Annotated in this window: 18 protein-coding genes and 1 tRNA gene; 9 read left to right on the top strand and 10 right to left on the bottom strand. The window is 55.6% G+C overall.

All coding sequences use genetic code 11. The features are described 5' to 3' along the window. Positions 1-13: 13 nt before the first annotated feature. The gene (rsuA, locus tag K6R05_RS06285; protein ID WP_161732182.1) at positions 14-733 is read right to left on the bottom strand and encodes a 16S rRNA pseudouridine(516) synthase RsuA; all 720 of its coding nucleotides are present in this window, start codon (positions 731-733) and stop codon (positions 14-16) included. A 155-nt stretch (positions 734-888) separates the two neighbouring features. Here rsuA and radD point away from each other — a divergent pair, with 155 nt between their 5' ends. Both radD and rplY read left to right on the top strand, forming a co-directional pair. After that, positions 889-2,643: a DNA repair helicase RadD gene (gene radD, locus K6R05_RS06280; protein WP_222925203.1), complete on the top strand. Its 1,755-nt coding sequence runs from the start codon at positions 889-891 to the stop codon at positions 2,641-2,643. A gap of 163 nt (positions 2,644-2,806) precedes the next feature. Next, complete coding sequence (gene rplY / locus K6R05_RS06275; protein ID WP_013358540.1) at positions 2,807-3,091, top strand: 50S ribosomal protein L25; 285 nt, start codon at positions 2,807-2,809, stop codon at positions 3,089-3,091. A 120-nt stretch (positions 3,092-3,211) separates the two neighbouring features. On the opposite strand, the gene yejK is transcribed toward rplY, so the two are convergent. Further along, positions 3,212-4,216: a nucleoid-associated protein YejK gene (gene yejK, locus K6R05_RS06270; protein WP_161732180.1), complete on the bottom strand. Its 1,005-nt coding sequence runs from the start codon at positions 4,214-4,216 to the stop codon at positions 3,212-3,214. Between the two features lie 158 nt (positions 4,217-4,374). Between yejK and K6R05_RS06265 the strand changes: the two genes are divergently transcribed. The 5 genes from K6R05_RS06265 to K6R05_RS06245 all read left to right on the top strand — a co-directional run bounded on the left by K6R05_RS06265 (position 4,375) and on the right by K6R05_RS06245 (position 7,961). Then, a complete protein-coding gene (locus tag K6R05_RS06265) occupies positions 4,375-4,602 on the top strand; it encodes a YejL family protein (protein WP_010248348.1) in 228 nt (75 codons plus the stop codon). 22 nt (positions 4,603-4,624) lie between these two features. After that, a complete protein-coding gene (gene yejM, locus K6R05_RS06260; RefSeq protein ID WP_161732179.1) occupies positions 4,625-6,379 on the top strand; it encodes an LPS biosynthesis-modulating metalloenzyme YejM in 1,755 nt (584 codons plus the stop codon). A 73-nt stretch (positions 6,380-6,452) separates the two neighbouring features. After that, positions 6,453-6,529 (top strand) — tRNA-Pro (locus K6R05_RS06255). Positions 6,530-6,968: 439 nt separating this feature from the next. Then, positions 6,969-7,172: a hypothetical protein gene (locus K6R05_RS06250; RefSeq protein ID WP_003854174.1), complete on the top strand. Its 204-nt coding sequence runs from the start codon at positions 6,969-6,971 to the stop codon at positions 7,170-7,172. A gap of 72 nt (positions 7,173-7,244) precedes the next feature. Then, the gene (locus K6R05_RS06245; protein ID WP_161732177.1) at positions 7,245-7,961 is read left to right on the top strand and encodes a 4'-phosphopantetheinyl transferase family protein; all 717 of its coding nucleotides are present in this window, start codon (positions 7,245-7,247) and stop codon (positions 7,959-7,961) included. Positions 7,962-8,117: 156 nt separating this feature from the next. Here K6R05_RS06245 and K6R05_RS06240 read toward each other — a convergent pair whose 3' ends face one another. The 3 genes from K6R05_RS06240 to apbE form a co-directional block, all read right to left on the bottom strand. Continuing rightward, positions 8,118-9,770 carry a multidrug ABC transporter permease/ATP-binding protein gene (locus K6R05_RS06240; RefSeq protein WP_161732176.1) on the bottom strand — a complete coding sequence of 551 codons (1,653 nt, stop codon included), beginning with the start codon at positions 9,768-9,770 and terminating at the stop codon, positions 8,118-8,120. Positions 9,771-9,865: 95 nt separating this feature from the next. Continuing rightward, on the bottom strand, positions 9,866-10,507 hold the full coding sequence (gene alkB / locus K6R05_RS06235) for a DNA oxidative demethylase AlkB (protein WP_222925202.1): 642 nt from the start codon (positions 10,505-10,507) through the stop codon (positions 9,866-9,868). Then, positions 10,507-11,553: an FAD:protein FMN transferase ApbE gene (gene apbE / locus K6R05_RS06230; protein ID WP_161732174.1), complete on the bottom strand. Its 1,047-nt coding sequence runs from the start codon at positions 11,551-11,553 to the stop codon at positions 10,507-10,509. The genes alkB and apbE overlap by 1 nt, the downstream gene beginning before the upstream one ends. A 172-nt stretch (positions 11,554-11,725) precedes the next feature. Between apbE and K6R05_RS06225 the strand changes: the two genes are divergently transcribed. Together K6R05_RS06225 and K6R05_RS06220 are read left to right on the top strand one after the other, a co-directional pair. After that, positions 11,726-11,836: a response regulator gene (locus K6R05_RS06225; protein ID WP_202604857.1), complete on the top strand. Its 111-nt coding sequence runs from the start codon at positions 11,726-11,728 to the stop codon at positions 11,834-11,836. A 149-nt stretch (positions 11,837-11,985) separates the two neighbouring features. Further along, a complete protein-coding gene (locus K6R05_RS06220; RefSeq protein WP_150010500.1) occupies positions 11,986-12,180 on the top strand; it encodes a hypothetical protein in 195 nt (64 codons plus the stop codon). Positions 12,181-12,206: 26 nt separating this feature from the next. Here K6R05_RS06220 and ompC read toward each other — a convergent pair whose 3' ends face one another. From ompC to K6R05_RS06195, 5 genes are all read right to left on the bottom strand, one after another. Continuing rightward, on the bottom strand, positions 12,207-13,325 hold the full coding sequence (gene ompC / locus K6R05_RS06215; protein ID WP_222925201.1) for a porin OmpC: 1,119 nt from the start codon (positions 13,323-13,325) through the stop codon (positions 12,207-12,209). A gap of 598 nt (positions 13,326-13,923) precedes the next feature. Then, positions 13,924-15,093 carry a beta-barrel domain-containing protein gene (locus tag K6R05_RS06210; RefSeq protein WP_161732172.1) on the bottom strand — a complete coding sequence of 390 codons (1,170 nt, stop codon included), beginning with the start codon at positions 15,091-15,093 and terminating at the stop codon, positions 13,924-13,926. After that, positions 15,090-17,234, bottom strand: coding sequence for a type I secretion system permease/ATPase (locus K6R05_RS06205; protein ID WP_222925200.1), 2,145 nt, complete (start codon positions 17,232-17,234; stop codon positions 15,090-15,092). Before K6R05_RS06205 ends, K6R05_RS06210 begins: the two co-directional genes overlap by 4 nt. A 16-nt stretch (positions 17,235-17,250) precedes the next feature. After that, complete coding sequence (locus tag K6R05_RS06200; RefSeq protein WP_222925462.1) at positions 17,251-18,606, bottom strand: TolC family outer membrane protein; 1,356 nt, start codon at positions 18,604-18,606, stop codon at positions 17,251-17,253. Between the two features lie 304 nt (positions 18,607-18,910). Further along, on the bottom strand, positions 18,911-20,827 hold the full coding sequence (locus tag K6R05_RS06195) for an Ig-like domain-containing protein (RefSeq protein WP_222925199.1): 1,917 nt from the start codon (positions 20,825-20,827) through the stop codon (positions 18,911-18,913). Positions 20,828-20,833 lie beyond the last annotated feature (6 nt).

The following is a 20,833-nucleotide window of genomic DNA, read 5'->3' as shown; positions in this document are numbered from 1 at the left end:
CTGGCCCGCCCGGTTATTTTGCCTTCAGCTCTTTTGGCAGACCGATGCTGGCGATCTCGTCTTCCGTCAGCGCCCGGTATTCGCCCGGCTCCAGATCGTCGTCCAGCGCAATGTCACCGATACGTTCGCGATGCAGCTCAATGACCCGGTTACCGACGGCGGCAAACATCCGTTTCACCTGGTGATAACGGCCTTCGCTCAGGGTCAGCCGCACGTCTGTGGGGGTAATCACCTCCAGCTGTGCCGGTTTCGTCAGGCTCTTCTCATTGTGGAGCTGCACGCCCGCGGTAAACTGCGCGGCCGTGTCGTCACCGAGCGGCGATTCCAGGGTGACGCGATAGGTTTTCTCGCAGTGATGACGTGGCGAAGTAATGCGGTGTGACCACTGGCCATCATCTGTCAGCAGCACCAGCCCGGTGGTGTCAATATCAAGACGCCCTGCCGCGTGCAGTTTGAATGACATTGGCTCTTCGATGAAATAGAGGATAGTCGGATGATCGGGATCGTCGGTTGAGCAGACGTAGCCCTGCGGTTTGTTCAGCATAAAGTAGCGTGGGCCGGTGAGCATCTGCAGCACGTTGCCGTCGTAGGCGACTTCGTGATCGGGCAGCAGTTTAAACGCGGTATCGCGCACCACTTCACCGTTGACGGTGACACGCTGGCCACGGATCTCGCGATGAGCGATAGCGCGGCTGATTTCCAGTTGCTGAGAGATGAATTTGTCGAGTCGCATGAATTCGTTTTGCCTGTTACTGCGGAGGGAATCTGAAACGGCCTGGTTAACCGTTGAAAATGTGCGGGAAGTATAACGTGATCCGCGCCAGCCTGACAGCGCGTTTACCGCCCTTTCATGGCATAATTACCACCAGTTTTATAAAAGTGAGCAACATGTCTTTTACCTTACGTCCCTATCAACAGGATGCGGTGAATGCCACCGTGGCGCATTTCCGTCGCCATCAGGAGCCTGCCGTCATTGTGCTGCCAACCGGTGCCGGAAAAAGTCTGGTGATTGCCGAGCTGGCACGGCTGGCGCGTGGCCGGGTGCTGGTGCTGGCGCACGTCAAAGAGCTGGTGGCGCAGAACCACAGTAAATATCAGGCCTACGGGCTGGAGGCGGATATCTTTGCCGCCGGACTGCAGCGCAAAGAGAGCCAGCGCAAAGTGGTGTTTGGCAGCGTACAGTCGGTGGCGCGCAACCTCGACCTGTTCGACAGCGCCTTCTCGCTGGTGATCGTCGACGAGTGTCACCGCATCGGCGATGACAAAGAGAGCCAGTATCAGCAGATCTTCAATCATCTGCGTCAGCACAATCCTCAGCTCCGTTTACTCGGCCTGACCGCCACGCCCTTCCGTCTGGGTAAAGGCTGGATTTATCAGTTCCACTATCACGGCTTGGTGCGTGGCGACGAAAAGTCGCTGTTCCGCGACTGTATCTATGAACTGCCGCTGCGCTATATGATCAAGCATCAGTTTCTGGTGCCGCCGGAGCGGCTGGATATGCCAGTAGTGCAGTATGATTTCAGCCGCCTGACAGCACAGTCTAATGGCCTGTTCAGCGAAGCCGATCTGAATCGCGAACTGAAACAGCAGCAGCGCGTGACGCCTCATATCATCCGTCAGATTGAGGCGTTCGCCCAAGATCGGCTAGGGGTGATGATTTTCGCCTCAACGGTGGAACATGCGCGTGAAATTCTGCAGCTGCTGCCTGAAAACAGCGCGCTGGTCTCCGCTGAGACGCCCCCCCGAGAGCGTGATGCCCTGATTCTGGCGTTTAAAGCGCAGCAGCTGAAATTCCTGGTGAACGTGGCGGTGCTGACCACCGGGTTTGATGCCCCGCACGTGGATCTGATTGCGATCCTGCGCCCGACAGAGTCGGTCAGCCTCTATCAGCAGATCGTCGGCCGCGGGCTGCGGCTCTCGCCCGGTAAAACCGACTGTCTGATCCTCGATTACGCCGGTAATCCGCATGACCTCTTTACGCCCGAAGTCGGCGCGCCTAAAGGGGCCAGCGACAATCAGCCGGTTCAGGTTTTCTGTCCCGCCTGCGGTTTCGCCAATACCTTCTGGGGCAAGGCGACCGCTGATGGCATGGTGATTGAGCATTTTGGCCGACGCTGTCAGGGCGTGCTGGAAGATGATGAGGGCGAGCGCGAACAGTGTGATTTCCGCTTCCGCTTTAAAAGTTGCCCCGACTGCGGCGCAGAGAATGATATTGCCGCCCGGCGCTGTCATCAGTGCGACAAAATTCTGGTCGACCCGGACGATATGCTTAAAGCTGCCCTGAAACTGAAGGATGCGCTGGTGCTGCGCTGTGGCGGCATGACGCTGGAACAGGGCCGCGACGCCAAAGGTGAATGGCTGAAGGCAACCTATTTTGATGAGGAAGGTACCAGCGTCAGCGAACGGTTTCGTCTGCAGACACCCGCCCAGCGTAAGGCGTTTGAACAGCTCTTTATGCGCCCGCATCAGCGCGCGCCCGGCGTACCGCTGGGCTGGCAGACCGCCGCTGACGTGCTGGCGTTGCAGCCATTGCTGCGTCATCCTGACTTTGTCGTGGCGCGCGCCAAAGGCCAGTTCTGGCAAATCCGCGAGAAAATGTTCGATTATCAGGGTCGTTATCGCCGCGCCAATGAGCTGCGTTAATGGACGACACAGGCAATCCGGAACCCGGCGGGCGGGTATATCGTTTGCTACCACCCGGCATAACGGCTATACTGCCGCCCGCTTTTGCATGTGCATCAGCGGGATTGAATAACCTGCCTGTTACTGGGTCGCCTGTAGCAGGATTAAATAAAGAGAGATATTAATGCTCACTATCAATGCAGTAGAACGTAAAGAGCAGGGTAAGGGTGCGAGCCGCCGCCTGCGTACAGCAAACCGTTTCCCGGCCATCATCTACGGTGGTTCTGAAGCGGCTGTTGCCATCGACCTGGATCACGACTCCGTAATGAACCTGCAAGCTAAGCCAGGTTTCTACGACGAAGTGCTGACCCTGTCAGTTGACGGCAAAGAAACTAAAGTGAAAGTTCAGGCTGTTCAGCGTCACCCGTTCAAGCCAAAACTGTTCCACATCGACTTCGTTCGCGCTTAATCGCGAATTATGTTGAAAAGTAGAAGGGCCGGTTGAAAAACCGGCCCTTTTATTTTGTCGCTGCCAGGTGAAGATTATCGTTGCGGGCAGGAAATGAAAGCCGGGCTAAGCCCGGCTTTTTTATTTGCTGCTGGTACGGCGCTGAAGCTGATCGCGCAGATTAGGCGGTGTGCCCTTAATCGTCAGGGTGTCCGTGGCCGGATCCCAGAAAATGCGTTCGCCCAGCAACATCGCATCGAAATTCAGGGTCAGTCCCCCGCCGCTTCCGGCAAACTTTGTCAGCTGGCGCAGCGTGCTGCGATCCGCAGGAAAACTCTCTTCCAGCTCATAGCCCTGCTCCTGGGTAAAGGCCTGGAAGGTTTTTTCGCCCAGCGGAGGCAGTTCGCTCGACAGATCTTCCAGCGCAATCTCCTCGCCCGCCTGTAACTGCTCATTGCAGTAGCTGTAGACCTGCTGGCGATAGTTCTGCCGCTCCTGCTTATCCAGTTCCGATTCATTGCAGTAGTCATCGACCGCCTGCAACAGACCGCGGTTCTGCGCCTTAGTGTCTAATCCCACTTCGGCACCGAGGAAGTCCATAAAGAAGTCAGCGACCTTACGACCAACGCGGCCGCGCAGGAAAGTCAGGTAACGGGTCGATTCCGGGTTGGTTTCCCATTCGGTTAAGTCGATACGCGCCACGATGTCCGCATGATTAATATCGAGATAATGCGTGCTGCTGATATCCAGCTGCTCATTGACGCGCATGCTGGACTGGCTGTTCAGCACCGCAATCAGCAGGTACTCCACCGCCAGATAGCGATAGTGAATAAACAGCACCACGCCGCCTTCCGCAAACGGATATTTTGCCAGCTCGTCGCGCAGACGACCGGTCGCGGCACGGCTAAAAGCGAGAAAATCATCGTTGCCCTTACGGCAATTACGCAGCGCTTCTGCCAGTTCACTCTCAGTGTTGAACAGGCCATAGGCTTTGCTTTTTGCGCTATAAACCCGGTGTAACTCCTCCACCATCGCGTTGACCGTGTTGGTGGCAGGCAGCAGCGAATCGCGCAGCGCCAGTTCAAGCTGGTTTTCATCGCGTTTAATTAACTGATGCAGGGCAATCTGGTCGATATCCAGACTCATGGTAGACTCTCCTTTTAGCACAGGCGCGTATTCAAACACCGCCAGCATCGGCTTTCAACTCCATGCTGAAAGCGAACGCGGTGCTTTCGATAAAATTGCGGTAAAAAGTGCGCTCTTCCGGTAATATATCGCCTTTTGAAATGAGCTTAGACGACGATATGGCACAATCATCACGCTACAGTGACGAACGCGTGGAACAACTCCTCGCGGAAATGGCCCAAATCCTGCACAAGGACAAAGCCCCCACCGATCTCTCCCTGATGGTACTGGGAAATATGGTGACCAACTTAATTAACAGCGATGTCGCTCCGGCGCAACGTCGTTCACTGGCACGATCTTTCGCCGATGCCCTTCAGGCATCTGTGCGCGACGACAACGCCCATTAATTGGCTGATTTGACTTCATAATATGGTAACCAACCGGCAGCGCTACCGCGAAAAAGTCTCCCAGATGATCAGTTGGGGGCACTGGTTTGCTCTGTTTAATATCTTATTCGCGCTGATTTTAGGCAGTCGCTACCTGTTGGTCGCCGACTGGCCTTCTTCACTGGCGGGGCGTATCTACGCCTATACCAGCTGGGTTGGTCATTTCAGTTTTGTCGTGTTTGCCGCCTATCTGCTGATTATCTTCCCGCTGACCTTTGTAGTGATGTCGCAACGGCTGATGCGGGTGTTGTCCGCGGTGGTCGCTACCGCCGGGCTGACGCTGGTGATGGTCGACAGTGCGGTATTCAGCCGTTTCCACCTGCACCTGAATCCGGTGGTGTGGGAGCTGGTCATTAACCCCGATCAGAGCGAGATGGCGCGCGACTGGCAGCTGATGTTTATCAGCGTGCCGCTGATTTTCCTGGTCGAGATGCTGTTTGCGACCTGGAGCTGGCAAAAGCTACGCAGCCTGAATCGCCGTTCATTTGGCAAGCCTGTCGCCGCCCTGTTTATCAGCGCCTTCTTTGCCAGCCACCTGATGTATATCTGGGCTGATGCCAACTTCTATCGCCCGATTACCATGCAGCGTGCCAATCTGCCCCTCTCCTATCCGATGACCGCCCGCCGCTTCCTGGAACGTCACGGCTTGCTCGATGCGCAGGAGTATCAGCGTCGGCTGATTCAGCAAGGCGACCCGGAAGCGGTGGCGGTGGAGTATCCGCTGAGCGATATTACGTTCCGTGATGCCGGCACGCGTAACAATCTGCTGGTGCTGACGGTTGATGGTCTGAACAACGCTACGCTGGCCAAAGCGCTACCGCAACTCAATCAGTTCGCCAGCGAAAACGTGCGTTTCACGCAGCACTACAGCGCGGGTGATACGCCGGAGAAAGGCTTATTTGGCCTGTTCTACGGTATCTCCTCCAGCTATATGAACGGAATTCTGGCCTCCCGGACGCCGTCTGCGCTGCTGGGTGCATTGAGTACCCAGGGTTATCAGTTTGGCCTGTTCTCCTCCGAAGGCTTTAATCCGCCGCTCTACCGGCAGGCACTACTGACCGATTATTCACTGCCTGCGACCAACAGTCAGCCCAACGCCAGCACGGTGGCGCAATGGCAGAACTGGCTGGAGAAACAGAACGGTTCACAGGCACCCTGGTTCTCATGGATTGCCCTGAACGGCCCTGATGTGACCGGCGACAGTGCTAAAGCCCGTCAGCGCAGCTACCTGCGTCAGGCTCCGGCTGTTGATGAACAGATTCAGGCGGTACTTAACAGCCTGCAGGCGCGTGATTTACTGAAGAACACCGTCGTGGTGATCACCGCGCAGCGTGGTCTGGCGCTGGACGGCAATCCTGACAGTGCCGGAAACCGCCAGACATTGCAGGTGCCGTTAGTGATTCACTGGCCTGATACCCCCGCGCAGACTGTTGATCGCCTTTCTGATCATCAGGATGTGATGGCGACGCTGATGCAGCGCCTGCTGCATGTGCGCACCAATCCGGTGAATTACTCGCAGGGTGAAGATCTGTTTGCAGCGCGTCGTCGCCATGACTGGGTCGCCAGCAGTGAAGAGAATAAACTGGTCATTACCACGCCGCAGGTGACGCTGGTACTCAACAACAACGGCAGCTATCGCGCTTATGATGCGCAGGGCAACGCGCTGAAAGATCACAAGCCAGAACTGGCGCTGCTGTTGCAGGTACTCACCGAGGAGAAGCGGTTTATCGCTAACTGATTAATTATCAGGCAAATAGTTTGCAGGTATCTTGCATTAATGGTGATAACCAGTAGACTAATCCTCCAGAGTTCGGCACGTAGCGCAGCCTGGTAGCGCACGGTCATGGGGTGTCCGGGGTCGGAGGTTCAAATCCTCTCGTGCCGACCAAATTCCCCGAAAAGCAGCCCAAAAGGCTGCTTTTTGCGTTTCTGTCATCAGACCTTCACTTTCCTCGCACCTTCCGCAATCCGATCTATACTTAAAAGCATGTGGGTAACAAGAGGAGAGTTCATGACATTCATCGAAAAAGACGATCCAACAGAAGCACCCGAGTCTGGCGATAAGCAACCTTCTCCGCCAGACGAAAAGTAACCCACGAGGCCGCGTCTGACGCGGCCTTTCTCTGTCACGACTTCCCATGGCTTAACATTCAGATTAATCCCGAACGGGGTTAGCATTCTTCATGAAATCATCAGGTTATCGCTTGCAAAAAAGCCTGACCCGCTTCACAAAAGTAGTCGCCCGCTGCGCTTTTTCATCAAACTGAAACAAAAATGTCACAGAAAATAACTACCCTGAACTTCCCAGAAATTGACGGATAATTTTTATGGCGATCAAAGCGAAAAGCCTGAAAGATGCAGAAGCGTTACTTCATTCAGGCATTAGCAAAGTGGAACTGGCGTATGACATTGGCAGCGACGATTTCTTTCGTCTGGCGAGCCACTGGTGCGACCGGGGTGCACGCATCAGCAGGGGTCACCACCATTTCGTTGTTTCTCTCAAGAGTTTTGCCATTCCTCCCAACGACTGATTGCGGCGGGCTGCTTGCCCTGGACCATCGCGCCTGATTAAATGCCTTTTTAGGTTCTGATGATGGTTTCGCATGCGCTATCCCGACCTGCCGCTGCCGCCTGTTGCAGGCGGCTTTATCCTTTCCTGTCATCTTAACCACAGCGATCCTTTGCTGGCGGTGAGTCACTTTGACCCACAAAAATATCATGACGCGCTGGCTGTCGAATGGCGTATTCCGCTGCCTGCCCGACTGCAGCAGGCGGTCAATAAAAGACGTGCGGAATATCTCGCCAGCCGATTACTTGCCCGGTCAGTAATGGCAGAACTGGGCATTGATGATTTCATTCTGACCAACGCGCCTGACCGATCTCCCTGCTGGCCCGCTGGCATTCAGGCCTCACTGTCTCACAGTAGTGGTGTCGTCGTGGTGGCGGCTACGCGTCAGCCCTGCGCTATCGGGGTCGACGTCGAGCAGCTCATGTCGGTGACCACCGCGCAGGAAACGGCCAGTCTGCTGATGAATGAGCAGGAACAGCAGCTGTTGCAGACACTGCCCGTCTCCTTCAGTGCGGCCGCTACCCTGCTCTTCTCACTCAAAGAGAGCGTATATAAAGCACTATGGCCACAACTGCATCAGCCGATGGACTTTCTGGATGCGGCACTGGTGTCCGTAGATTTCGCGCAGCAAAGTGCCACGCTGCGCCTGACTCAGCACTTCGGCGAGCGTTTTGTGAGGGGTACGTTACTGGAAGCGGACTTTATGTGGCAGGAAAATCAGGTGATCACCCTGGTCTCGCATCGGCTTTAAAAAAACCGGCTAAACAAGGGTATTTAGCCGGGGTAAACACAGACGAAAGAAGACGTTTCAGGATGGCAGAAACTGACGTTTCTGATGATTGCTAAAGTAGCCTGTCTGACGCGCAGCACGCCAGTGCGCTTTTCTGCTAAGTTTTGCCAGTTGCCGTCAAAGTCCGGTGTCGGTGCGCTTTACCGAGTCGAGTGTGGCGAGATCGCGCTCATTACCGGTCAGCTCCGTTAACTGACCTTCGCGCATCTCCAGCAGCCGATCGGCATGAATGAAGTAGTGATCGTCATGACTGATGGCAAACACCGTTTTACCCGCCTGCTGCAACCACGGCAGCAGCTCACGATAAAAGATGCGGCGAAAATGGGGATCCTGATCTGCCGCCCATTCATCCAGTAACAGCACATCGCGCTCTTCCGCCACCGCCAGCAGCAGTGCCAGTCGTTTACTCTGCCCTTTAGATAGCCGCAGGTTCAGCACTTTGTTGCCTTCAATCTTCAGTTTGTCCTGCATCTTCAGCCGCTCCAGCCACTGCTGCACCAGCGCCGGATTGGCTGCCACGCCTTCCCGCCCGATCAACCGGTCAAACAGATGCAGGTCGGTGAAGACCGCCGAAAACTGACTGCGCCACACATCCAGCTCCTCTGCCGTGATCGCTTTACCATCCAGCAGCAGCGTGCCGGACTGCGGCTGATACAGCCCGGTCAGCAACATCGCCAGCGTCGATTTACCGCTGCCGTTGCCGCCAATCAGGAACACCAGTTCCCCCCGGCGCAACGTCAGGTTAATCGGCCCGACCTGAAAACCGTTATCACCATAATGGAAAGAGACGTCGCGCAACTCCAGTGTCTGCCAGTCAGAGACGGGAGATGGCGCGTGAAACCCGGGCTGATAGGGGGCGAGGTCAAAGGCGTTGAGCTTACGGAATGCGACCTGGGCACTGAGCAACGTCGGTAACGCACCCACCGCCGAGAGCAGCGGCGTGCGTAAGAACAGCAGCGTCAGGGAAAAGGTAGCGGCGACGGCGGTATTAGCCCAGCCCAGGCTGTTGGCCATAAAAAAGACCATGCCGATAGCGCCTAACGTCATGATATTCGACCAGTTAACCGCACTGAGATGGTATGTATCTGCGCGTACAATATGGTGACGCCAGGCACGGGCATCCTCCTGATACACGGTGTCATAGACCTGCTGTGCACGGGAGCGGTTAAGCTGCAGCTCTTTGCGCCCTTCAATCACCGTCTGGTAATCGCGATAAAGGTTGTCTTCGATTTCCCGCAGCTTTGCCATGTGCTGGTAGACGCGTGAAACCAGCATCCAGCCGCCCACCAGCGTGACACCCAGCCAGAGACTGGTCACCAGCAACATTTTCGGGGACAGCCAGGCGAGATAAAGTGCCGAGCCAAGCGTAATGATGACGCCCTGAAACAGCTCCGGCAGGCGCACAAAGGCCAGCGTAATCGCCCGCACATCGCTGGTCAGTCCTGCCAGCAACTGCGCGCTGCCAAGTTGCTCGATACGTTCAACCCGGGAATCGAGGATACGCTTAATAAATTCGCCGCGCAGTCGCCAGACAAACTGATGGCCGAGCATCGTCAGCGCCAGCTGCGAGGCCAGCGTCACCGCCATCAGCACCACCAGCTGCAACAGAAACTGCGGCAACACCGCAAAAGAGGTGTTAATGGCGACAATCATTTCGCGGTTGATAAAGGCGATCATGCCGATACCCAGCACGGCGCTTAACAACGTCAGCGCAATCACCCCGATAAAAGGCCAGCGGAACTGGCGAAAAACAACGCTTAACAACGTCATGCAGGCAATCCATCAGCTAAAAATAGCCTGCAGTGTAATGGGATGCCAAATGATAGCAATAGTTATTCTCACCACGCCGTAACCGGCGTAACGGGTCAAAAGGCGCGGCGAAACGTCAGGTTATAACGCCAGGGACCGGCCAGCGGATGAACGCCTGGCTTCAGCGGCAGAATGCCGTGGTAGCGCAGGCGCGACGGCCCGCCCCATACCACAATATCACCGTGTTCCAGCAGCACACGCTGAGTTGTGTCACCACGCTCGAAGCCACCAAACTGGAAAACCGCAGGCAAGCCCAGCGACACCGAAACGATAGGCTGGCGCAAATCTTTCTCATCTTTATCCTGATGCAGTGTCAGCTTCGCGCCCGGTTCATAGCGATTAAGCAGGCAGGCATCCGGATTAAAATCAGCAAATCCTGCCTCTGATGCTGCCTGCTGTGCCAGAGTACGAAACAGCGGCGGCATTGGTGGCCATTTACGTCCGTTGAGGTTGTCCTGCTGCTGATAATTGTAGCCACGTGAATCCACCGACCAGCCAAAATCGCCGCAATTGGTCATCGCCACCGACATGCGATGACCGCCGGGCGTAATGCGATGGGCAAACGGGTTCTGTTCCGCAATTGTCAGGATCTGTTGATAAAGCGCTTCTGCATCTTCGCGCGCGCGACGCCGCAGGATCATGGCACCTTCAGCCAGCGGCTCCTGCCAGGGGTGCTCTTCACTAAAAAGATCTAACATCAGGGTTCTCCGGATTTTTCGGGGATCAGGAAAGCAGCAAACTGCGGCGACATCCAGCTGACAAATTTATCGCCCTGCTTACTGATCAGATAGACCGCCAGATGCTCTTTTATCGCCAGCGCTTTGGCTTTTTCGGTACCGAGTACCATCAATCCGGTATCCCAGCCGTCGGCTTCCAGTGCCGTAGTGGCGATCACCGTGGCGGAAACCAGTTTATGCTCAATGGGCCGTCCGGTAACGGGATCGATCACATGAGAAATGCGCTTGCCATCCAGTTCATAATAGTTGCGATAGCTGCCGGATGTGCTGATACCGTGTCCCTGCAGATCAACGCGCGCCTGAACCGCATTTTCGCGATCGGTCGGTTTCTGAATCGCTACGCGCCACGGCTGCTGCTGCGCATTCAGACCACGACTCAGCACCGCGCCCCCGACCGACACCAGATAGTTGTTGATGCCGAGTTGCTCCATCAGGCGCGCCAGATGATCGGTTGCGAAGCCCTCGCCCACTGTTGAGAGATCGACATAAAGGTCAGGCAGATCTTTCTGCAGCCACTGCGCGTCTGCACCCTGCACCACCCGCAGATGCTGCAACCCGGTCTGCGCCCGGGCGGTGGCGATCTGTGCAGCATCCGGCGTATGAGCTGGCTGTCTGGTCGGGCCAAAACCCCATAAGTTAACCAGTGGCCCGACAGTAATATCCATCGCCCCGCCGGTTTTACGGCCAATTCGCAGTGAGGTGGTGACAATATCCGCCATGTTTTCACTTACTGCCCACGGTGACAGATCCCGGCTCTGATTGAAGCGTGATAACACGGAATCGGCTTTCCAGGTTGAGAGTTCAGCATCGTCCGCATCCAGCTGCCGCTGGATGCGCTGCTGCAGCTCCGCTTTACGTTCGATCTCCACACCCGCCAGGCTCACACGCCAGACGGTTCCCATCGTTTTTCCTTCCAGTACCAGTGCGGTTGTTGCTGCTGGCTTATCGCAGGCTGCTAACATCAGTACTAACGTCACTATAAACAGCAGATTAATCTGAGAACGCATCCTTCCTCGCATGTAACACTTTATTAGTCTCTGCTACAAAGCATAAACTTCGGGTAAATTAGCTTAAATAGCGTTGAATATTTTTCTGAATCACGAGAACATTCACTGGTCATCTATCCTGACCCCGCCTCCCGACAGGCGATAAACATTATTTCAAAGTAAGGAGCTACAGATGATTTATGCGATTCTCGTTATGGCCCTGGGCCTGTTTATTTACGGAAGTTATAAAGTGGTCGAACAGCGTCGTCATCGTCATATGACACCTTCACGGCCGCGCCATTAACAAGCCTGACTGCACCTGATTGGGGCAATGCCTCTCTGATGCGTGCGGCAAGTGTATCAAAACGGGCGCGCCATCTGTGGCTGTGAGAGCGGTAAAGCTGGCATGAATTCTGCACTGTTGAAACAGTGTTTATCTCTGAGAGGTGCAGAATGAAAAATTCACAGAAGTGGCCGTCGGCATGGCATCACTGGCTGAGCTTTTCAGCCTTTACGCTGGCAGGTGTCGCATTTGAAGGTGCGCGATTCGGCAGTGTTGTGTCGTCGGTAACGACAGCACCGGAACCCACGAAGTGGCAAAAGGCTGAAGCGCTCAGCCCGGAAGGCGATGCAGGAGCGCAGCGGTAACTGCGCTCCCTGACAACTCAGAACGTTTAGAACTGGTAAACCAGACCCAGTGCCACCACGTCGTCGGTATTGATACCGGCTGCGTCGGTGAACGCGTTGTCGTCCAGCAGGTTGATCTGGTAATCAACATAGGTAGACATGTTTTTGTTGAAGTAGTAGGTCGCGCCAACATCGATATATTTTTTCAGATTCTGTTTGCCCCAGTTCTGAACATCGGTGCCGCGTGAGGTGACATAGGCCAGGGATGGACGCAGGCCGAAGTCGAACTGATACTGTGCAACCAGTTCCCAGTTATCCGCTTTATCCGCATAGCCGTAAGCTGAAGAGGCGTCACTGCTGTCACCAAAGCGGGTCGCATTGTAAGCACGCGAGTACATCGCGGCCAGATAGACATTGTTTGCGTCATATTTCAGACCGCCCGTGTACACTTCCGCTTTATCGCCGCGGCCAAGAATACCTGATGTCGCGCTGTTCTGATCGTTGGTACGGTCAGACTGGAAAGCCGCGGCACCAATGCCAAAGCCCTGACCCAGATCATACGTGGTGCTCAGACCCCAGCCGTCGCCATTCTGACCCAGTACGTCACGGCCATTTGCAGATTCGGTGTTGTTGCCATTCTTGCCCTGATACTGCACGGCGAAGTTCCAGCCATCCACCAGACCAAAGAAGTTATTATTGCGGTAGGTCGCCATGCCGTTGCCACGCTGATACATAAAGTTATCTGCGCCATAGGTATCGCCACCAAACTCGGGCAGCACGTCGGTCCATGCGCCGATATCGTAAGCTACGCCGTAGTTACGACCGTAGTCGAACGAGCCCGCATCCCCAAATTTTACCCCGGCAAAGCCGACACGCGTGAAACTATCAGCAGTGCCTTCAGACTCGGCGTTGTTCAGCGCAGCCTGATATTCCCACTGACCGTAACCGGTCAGTTGATCGCTGATTTCGGTTTCGCCTTTGAAGCCGAAGCGCACGTAGGATTGGTCGCCGTCAGAGCTGTCGTTGTCAGAGAAGTAGTGCAGACCGTCAACTTTACCGAAGAGGTCTAATTTGTTGCCGTCTTTGTTATAGATTTCAGCTGCGTTTGCTGATCCTGCTGCAACCAGCAATGCATGGATCACCAGGGAGAGAACGCGACGTTTCATTTTATTACCCTCTGTTATGTGCCTTTATTATTTGCCACTGCGAACTGAATGATTAAAAATTCAGCCGGCAGGCCATTGTTGTTATATAACGGGCAATAATCCACCAGGAAAATGCTACTAAATTTCCAAAACTGTTTCATAGATCGAAACAGTTATTTCTTAATGTAAATATCGGGGAACTAATAACCAGCACAGATCGATAAAAATCAGCGCACGAATCGTTAATCTCAATTCGTATTGTTTGTTATCAACAGGTTGCATCAGAGCTTTATGAAGCACTGAATGATAAAACTTTTACGGCATCTGGTAATAGAATAGTCCCCGCTATCATCATTTATTCCATTATTACCTTCATTCTCCCCGAATGAGATGTACAACTTATTATTTCCCGCCGGACACGTTGTCCGGCATTTTTTTGCCTGAAATTTGCCGTTCCGTTATATCTGCGTAAACTTTCTTAAGCTGATTAAATTAACTCTGCCCCAGTTCCGCACAGAGTGCTAAATTTCGCACGCTTTGCGCCCTGAATGATGAAATATCCGCCATGTTAATTTATCACCGTAATTAAGCAGGCGGAGAGTGGTTATGGTGCTGATTTTCATCGCTCGCGCAGCGATTCTTTGACTTTATTCAGCGGCTTAATCAGATAGTCCATGACCGATTTCTGACCGGTTTTAATCTCCACGTTAGCCACCATACCCGGCACAATCGGAAATTTTCGTCCGGCACGGTTGGTCAGCTCTGCTTTCTGAGTACGAACGTAAACACGATAGTAATATTGATCGCGTTTTACCTCATCCTGCAGGGTATCGGGCGATACCGTTTCAACTTCGCCGGGCAGATCACCATAGATAGAAGAGTCATAGGCGGTCACTTTTACGGTGGCGGCCAGGCCGGGGCGGATGTACGCGATATCACGTGGATTGATACGCGTCTCAATCAGCAGCTGATCCTCCAGCGGCACGATCTCCATCAGTTTACCGCCCGGCTCCAGTACGCCTCCGACCGTGGTGACCTGAATATCTTTGACGATGCCGCGTACCGGCGAGTAGAGCGTGGCACGCGTCAGCTGATCTTCTTTGCCCGCAGCAACCTGCAGTTGTGCATCCAGTTCGGCATTGTTTTTCACCTGCTCTTCATGGGCGCGCACCAGATAGTCGTTACGCGCCTCATCAATTTTACCGCGCAGATCGCTGACCTGACGGCGCAAACGAATCACCTCGACCTGCCCTGCCGCACCCTTAGCCACCAGCGGTTCCGTCAGCCGCAGTTCATCCTGTACCAGTCTCAGCGACTGCTGCAGGTTACTGATGGTTTCGGTGAGATTACGACGACGCGACTCGTAGAGCTGCCGTTCGCGCGTGACCAGGTTCGGCTCCTTCAGGGTTTCGGCGCTGAACGTAAGCGGCGTGCCTGACAACTCCGCCTCAAGCCTTTCGGATGAGGCACGCAGCGTGCGCACTTTGGCCTGTGCTTCGCCGAAGTTGGACTGGAAGCGCGTCGGATCGAGCGTGGCCAGCACCTGCCCTTTCTCAACAATATCGCCCTCATGCACATTCAGCTGTTTGACGATGCCGCCGTCCAGGCTGTCGATCACCTGCGCGCGGCTGGAAGGTGTTACCTTGCCGATGCCGACGGTCACCTCATCCAGAATGGCGAAGTGCGCCCAGATGAGAAAAATTGCCAGTGCGGCGGTGCAGAGCCAGATAATCGCCGATGTCCGGCGCTCATGACGGGCAAGATCTTTATCAACAATAACCAGACTCATGCAGCATCTCCTTTCCCTGGCGTCGCTGGCGTCGTCGCACGGCGCAGGATCTCGTCACGCGGACCATCGGCCACAATCCGGCCGTTATCCATCACCACAATACGGTCGACCATCTTCAGCAGCGCCGGCCGGTGCGTCACCAGCACCAGCGTCCGGCCACTGATCCAGCCCTGTAGCTGACGGATCACATGCTCCTCCAGCTGTTCATCCATGGCCGCAGTCGGCTCATCCAGCAGGACGACCTGCGGCTGCCGCAGGATCATACGACTCAGCATCACCATCTGACGCTGCCCGCCTGACAGTCCGCGTCCGCCTTCATTAATAATGCGATCCAGACTGGCGGCATCCTGCTGGACCAGCGACAGTGCGCCGCTGATGCGCAGCGCCTGCAGCATCTCCTGTTCGCTGGCGTGGGGATTACCCAGCATCAGGTTCTGCCGCAGCGTGCCAAAGAAGAGACGGGAGTCATGCGACAGCCAGCCGAGTTGACGGCGTAAATCGACAGGATCGATACGCTCAATATCGACGCCATCGACAATCACCTTGCCCTGAGTGGCCTGCGCCTGACCGGCCAGGATCTTCAGCAGCGTCGACTTCCCTGCCCCGACTTTACCCAGAATGGCAATCTTCTCGCCGGGCTTGATCTGCAGCTGCTGCACGTTGAGCACATTCTTTTCATTCTCTTCGTCATAGCTGTAATGGACATTGCGCAGATCGTACTGGCCGGTAAGCGTCGGACAGTGCGCCAGCGTAGCGGCTTCAGGCTGGTCGAGCGGCTTTTTCAGCAGCTCATCCAGCCCTTTCATCGCCATTTTGGCGTGCTGCCAGCGTGAGAAAACCATCGTCAGCTGCATTAACGGGGCGATGGTACGGGATGAGAGCAGGCTACAGGCGACCAGCGTACCGGTGGTGATTTGAGAATCGAGCACCAGATAGACACCAAACACCAGCATTCCGGCATAGGTGAGCTGCTGCACGGTTGACGCCCAGCCGGTAAGACGCGCGCCCCATAACCGCTGCTGATTGCTGATTGAAGCGCTGACTTCGTGGGTTTGTTCCCATTGACGCTGAAAATAGGGTTCCGCCTGTAGCGCCTTGATATCCTCAATCCCCTCGATGGTCTCCACCAGCACCGCATTGCGCAGCGCGCCCTCGCGCAGCCCCTCTTTGGCCAGCTTCGCCATCGGAATCTGCACCAGCAGGCCGGGAATGACGATCAGCGGGATCGCCGCCAGCGGGATTAGCACCAGCCAGCCCCCCACAAATGACATGATAAACAGGAACAGGATGACAAACGGCAGATCGGCTGCTGCACCCACCGTGGTTGAGGTTAGCAACTCGCGCACCTGGTCGATCTCACGCAGCTGCGAGATAAAGGAGCCGGTCGATTTTGGCCGCGCCTCATTTCGGATACTCATCGCCCGGGCAAACAGCATGGCCGAGACTTTGAGGTCGATGCGTTTACCCATCAGGTCTGATACCTGGGTGCGCATCAGCCGGATCACATACTCAATGGCCGCGGCGATCAGCACCCCGACAAACAGCACCCACAGCGTGGATTGCGACTGCGCCGGAATCACCCGATCGTAGACCTGCATCGAAAAAAGAATACCGGCCAGCGCCAGCACGTTGCTGATCACTGAGGCCAGCGAGATCTCGGTAATACGGCGCCCCATGCCGCGAAAGTTTTTCCAGAACCAGTGCGGCTCATAGGGCTGAACGAATTCGTCGATACGCGCATCCCGGCCACGCGCCGCTACGCCTATCACCCCGACATCGCCCTGAGCACGTGCCAGCAGTTCCGATAAGGCGCTTTCACGCACCACATCGCCGCCTTCACTGAGCCAGTAGCGCGCGCTGCCGTCGGCATCAATGCTCTCCAGCACCGCCACGCTGGCATTTTCCAGCACCAGCACTACCGGAGTGATCTCCTGACGCCAGCGCAGTTTGTTCTGCGGCACCATGGTCAGATGCAATCCCAGCAGCCCGGAGAGCCGCTCCAGCTGCTGGGACACCGGCAGATGTTCAAACCAGCGCATCTGCTGACGCAGGGTTTTGCCATCGGCAGGTTTACCGAATCGCGCGGCGACGCGCAGCATGGCGGCAATCCAGTTATCGGTATTCAGGGTTGATGTACTCATTATTAATGCCTTATCGCTATTGCAGCGAAGGAAGGAGATCGCCGCTGCTTTGCTGGCGATCGATACCCATGATATCGAGCAGATTGTCTACCGCGGCGGCATAGCGCACGGTGGCATCCCAGCCGTCATAAAGCGCGGTGATACGTGAGCTGTCAGCCTGAAACACATCCTGTTCCACGCTCAGCAGATCGTTCAGGCTGCGCTTGCTCAGGCGATATTCATCGGCGTAGACATTTCGGGTATGGTCGGCGCTGGCCAGCTGCACTTCCCCGGCAGCCTGCCGTTGCTGCGCGCCAATCATGTCGGCATAGGCGGTGGAGGCATTCTGATTAATGGCGAGTTTGGCCTGCTGAACTGCGGCCTGCGCCGCTTCACGATCGCCCTCCGCTGACGCGGTTCTGGCATTGACCATGCCGCCCTGATAAAGCGGCGCTTCCACCTGCAGCTGCACTTCATCATCCCAGTAAGACGCACGATCGTTTTCATAGCGGGTCCGGCCCGCCTGCACTTTAATCGTCGGCCAGTGACCGGACTCTGCCTGGCGCACCCGTTCACGGGCGGCTTCCTGTTTCGACTGCGCGCTGCGCACCGCCGCGCTGCTTTCATAGGCGATTTTGTCGAGGGTGATCTGCTGCTTAAGCAGCGCCTGTGGCAGTTCCGGCAGCGTGGCGGGAACCACGCCGGTCAGCACAGTCAGCTGCGCGGTGGCGGAACGGTGCTGGGCACGATATTGCTCAAGCGTGGCCTGCATTGCGGCGATGCGGGTTTCCGCCTGCAAAACATCTGACTGCGAGTTGAGTCCGGCATCGGCGCGCAGTTTTGCAATATCCCGAACCCGCTGCAGCGAGGCGATATTGGTGTGCGCCGTTTCAGACAGCGCCTGATAGCGTTTGACTTCAAGGTAGGCCTGCAGCGTATCTTCCGCCACGGTAGTCATCGAATCAAACAAGCCGAAACGATAGGCATCTGACAGCGCATGCTGTTCATCGATGGCGCTGCCGGTGCGGCCAAAATCATAAAGCAGTTGACTGAGTGTGATACCGCCGGAGCCATTATTGTTCAGACTGCCAGCGGAGTCGGTCTGGTGAGAGCGTCCCGCGGCACCCTGCAGTGAGATCTGCGGATACCAGGCGCTGCGGGCGGCATCCATATCCCCCTTGCCGACGTGGATCTGTGCCGCCGCTTCCGAGATTTTCGGATTGCGGGCGAAGGCCCGGAGAATGGCGTCGCGCAGCGTTAAGCTGGCAATCTGTTCTTCGGTCGGCGCAGCACGCCAGTTAAATTCGGCTTTAGGTAACGGTGCGGCAAAGGCCGCGTGCACTGCCACGCCACTCAGGGCGCACAACAAAAAAGTTAATCGCGCTTTGTTCATCATCAATACCAGCAGGGGTTCTTATCATCATGGTGTTTTTCCTGGTGAACAAAGCGAGCTAAAAGGAGTATGTCTCAGAGCCAGACAGCGTTATTGCTTTATTTTTTTTATGGTTTGTTAGCGGGACGCCAAACGACATTTAACATTATTAGATCATATCCCGCGCTTATTCCTGCTAAAAATAGATGAAATCATTAATATTTCTCCTGAACGGACGAAAAACAACCATCAGACAAGTCCATGCCAATCCAGACAGGCTTAACAAACCTGTCCGGAAGGCAGTGCTTTTACTAATGTGTCGGCGTCAGACTATCGGCTGTGCTGCAGGATGCTGCAGCAGATGGTCGGCAAGGGTATAAGGAACATCGGAGAAGAGATGGCTCTCCTGCGGAACAGCAGAAGCCGTGGAGGTGTGCGCAACGTACGCAGTCTCTGCCTGCTGAGTGAGAGTGACGGTTTCAAGCACATTATCCACCGTCTGGTCCGCCATCAGGCTGGCCGTTTCGGTATGCGATGCCACCTGCACCGTCTGACTGGCCGTGGCCAGATTACCGGCGCTGTCTTTGCCGCTGACCGTCATCTGGTACTCACCATTATCCAGCGGTGCCAGCTGTCCGGCCAGAATAGTCAGCGCCCAGCCACCATCCGCTTTTACGCTGGCGCTGTAGTGCTGATCGCCCAGCGTTAATTCTACCAGGCTGCCCGGTTGCAGATGGCTGGAGCTACCCTGGATCAGATGCCAGCTGTTGACATCGGCAGCATCAATTTTATTGTCACCAAAAGCCGTATCCAGGGTCAGCGTCGGGCGCTGATGCACGGCTACGGTAAAGAGTTTATCGCTGGTCTGGGTGTCGCTGTTGCCATATTCATCCCAGCGGTGAAAGATGGCGGCGACCGGGCCATCCGGCAGTGCCAGCAGCTCGCTGGAGGTCAGTGTTACCATACCTTTGGCATCAGGCTGGTAGGTTTTACCGTTGATCTCCAGGGTGTTGGCACCTTCAACGTAGAAGCTCAGATCGTGCTGCGCCTCCTGATAGTTAAGCGTCATGTCACCGCCGATATCCATTTCGGTGTAGATCGGAATAAAACCGGTGTGGATATTCAGCTCATGCGTGACGTCAAGGTAGTTTTTGGCCCCGTCGATCGACCAGGCACGAATTTCTCCAACGTTGATAAAAGCGGGCACATCCGCTGCCGGGATTACCACCTGCCAGTGTCCATCTTCGCCTATTGTGGCGGCATAATCTTTCTGGTTGGCACCGGTGATCACCAGCCGGTGACCCGGCATCACGGTAGAGAGCGTGCCGCTCAGCAGCAGATCCTGCTGGGTTTCCGCCAGATTAATGACGTCGTCCGACGTGACCTTATCAAAGGTGATGATGGGCACGCTACTCAGGTGAGTAATCAACGTCAGATCGTGATATTCGGTCACGGTTTTTCCATTGGGATCGGTCGCCGCGACTTTCAGACTGTAGACGCCATCCGCCAGCGCTTTCATATCACTTTCCTGGAAAGAGCCATACCACTTGCCATCACGTCCCATGACGGCGGTGGTCGTTTGCGTGCCCAACGTTAATTTCAGCACCGACCCCGCCGGCAGGTGCGTTGCGCTACCGCTGATTTCAACGCCGTAAATGCTCTCAGCAATATTTACCGCGTTGTCGCCACTGATCGTGTCCACTGTCAGTGTCGGTTTGATGGTGCGGTCAACATAGAGACCAAAATCGACGTCGGTTGTGGTGCTGTGGCCCGCTTTATCGGTAAGGGTCAGCGTCAGCGAGTGATTGCCATCCGGCACACCTTTTAGCGCCTCAGCCGGCATGGAAGCGTTCCAGTAGCCCCACTTGTTAACGGTGCTGTGCCAGCTCTGGTCGTTGAACGTCAGTGTGACCGTTGAGCCTGCTTCGCCTTCCGCCCGGCCGCGCAGATGTACCGGTTTTTGCGCCTCCCAGCCGGCAATAACACCATCCATAGCAAGAGGTTCATAGGGGCGTAGCGCAACAGGAGGGGGACTCTCAACCGCGCTGACAGCCAGGGCACTGTAGTTGAGCGGGCTGCTATGCGGTGACTCCGCAGAGAAAGGGGTAACAGGCAGAGAGAGACTCTGCGTTGTGACTGGCGCAATGGCGGGCAGCGCGCTGTCGGCGACGGCAAAGTCGCTCACCGCCGTCTGGAAAATGGATTCGAACCGGACGGAACGAAGCGTATCGCGTGTTGACATAGGTAA

The sequence above is a fragment of the Pantoea alfalfae genome, assembly GCF_019880205.1.
Classification (GTDB): domain Bacteria; phylum Pseudomonadota; class Gammaproteobacteria; order Enterobacterales; family Enterobacteriaceae; genus Pantoea; species Pantoea alfalfae.
The sequence above is the reverse complement of the archived record's forward strand: the minus strand, read 5'-3'. Positions and strand labels throughout refer to the sequence as shown.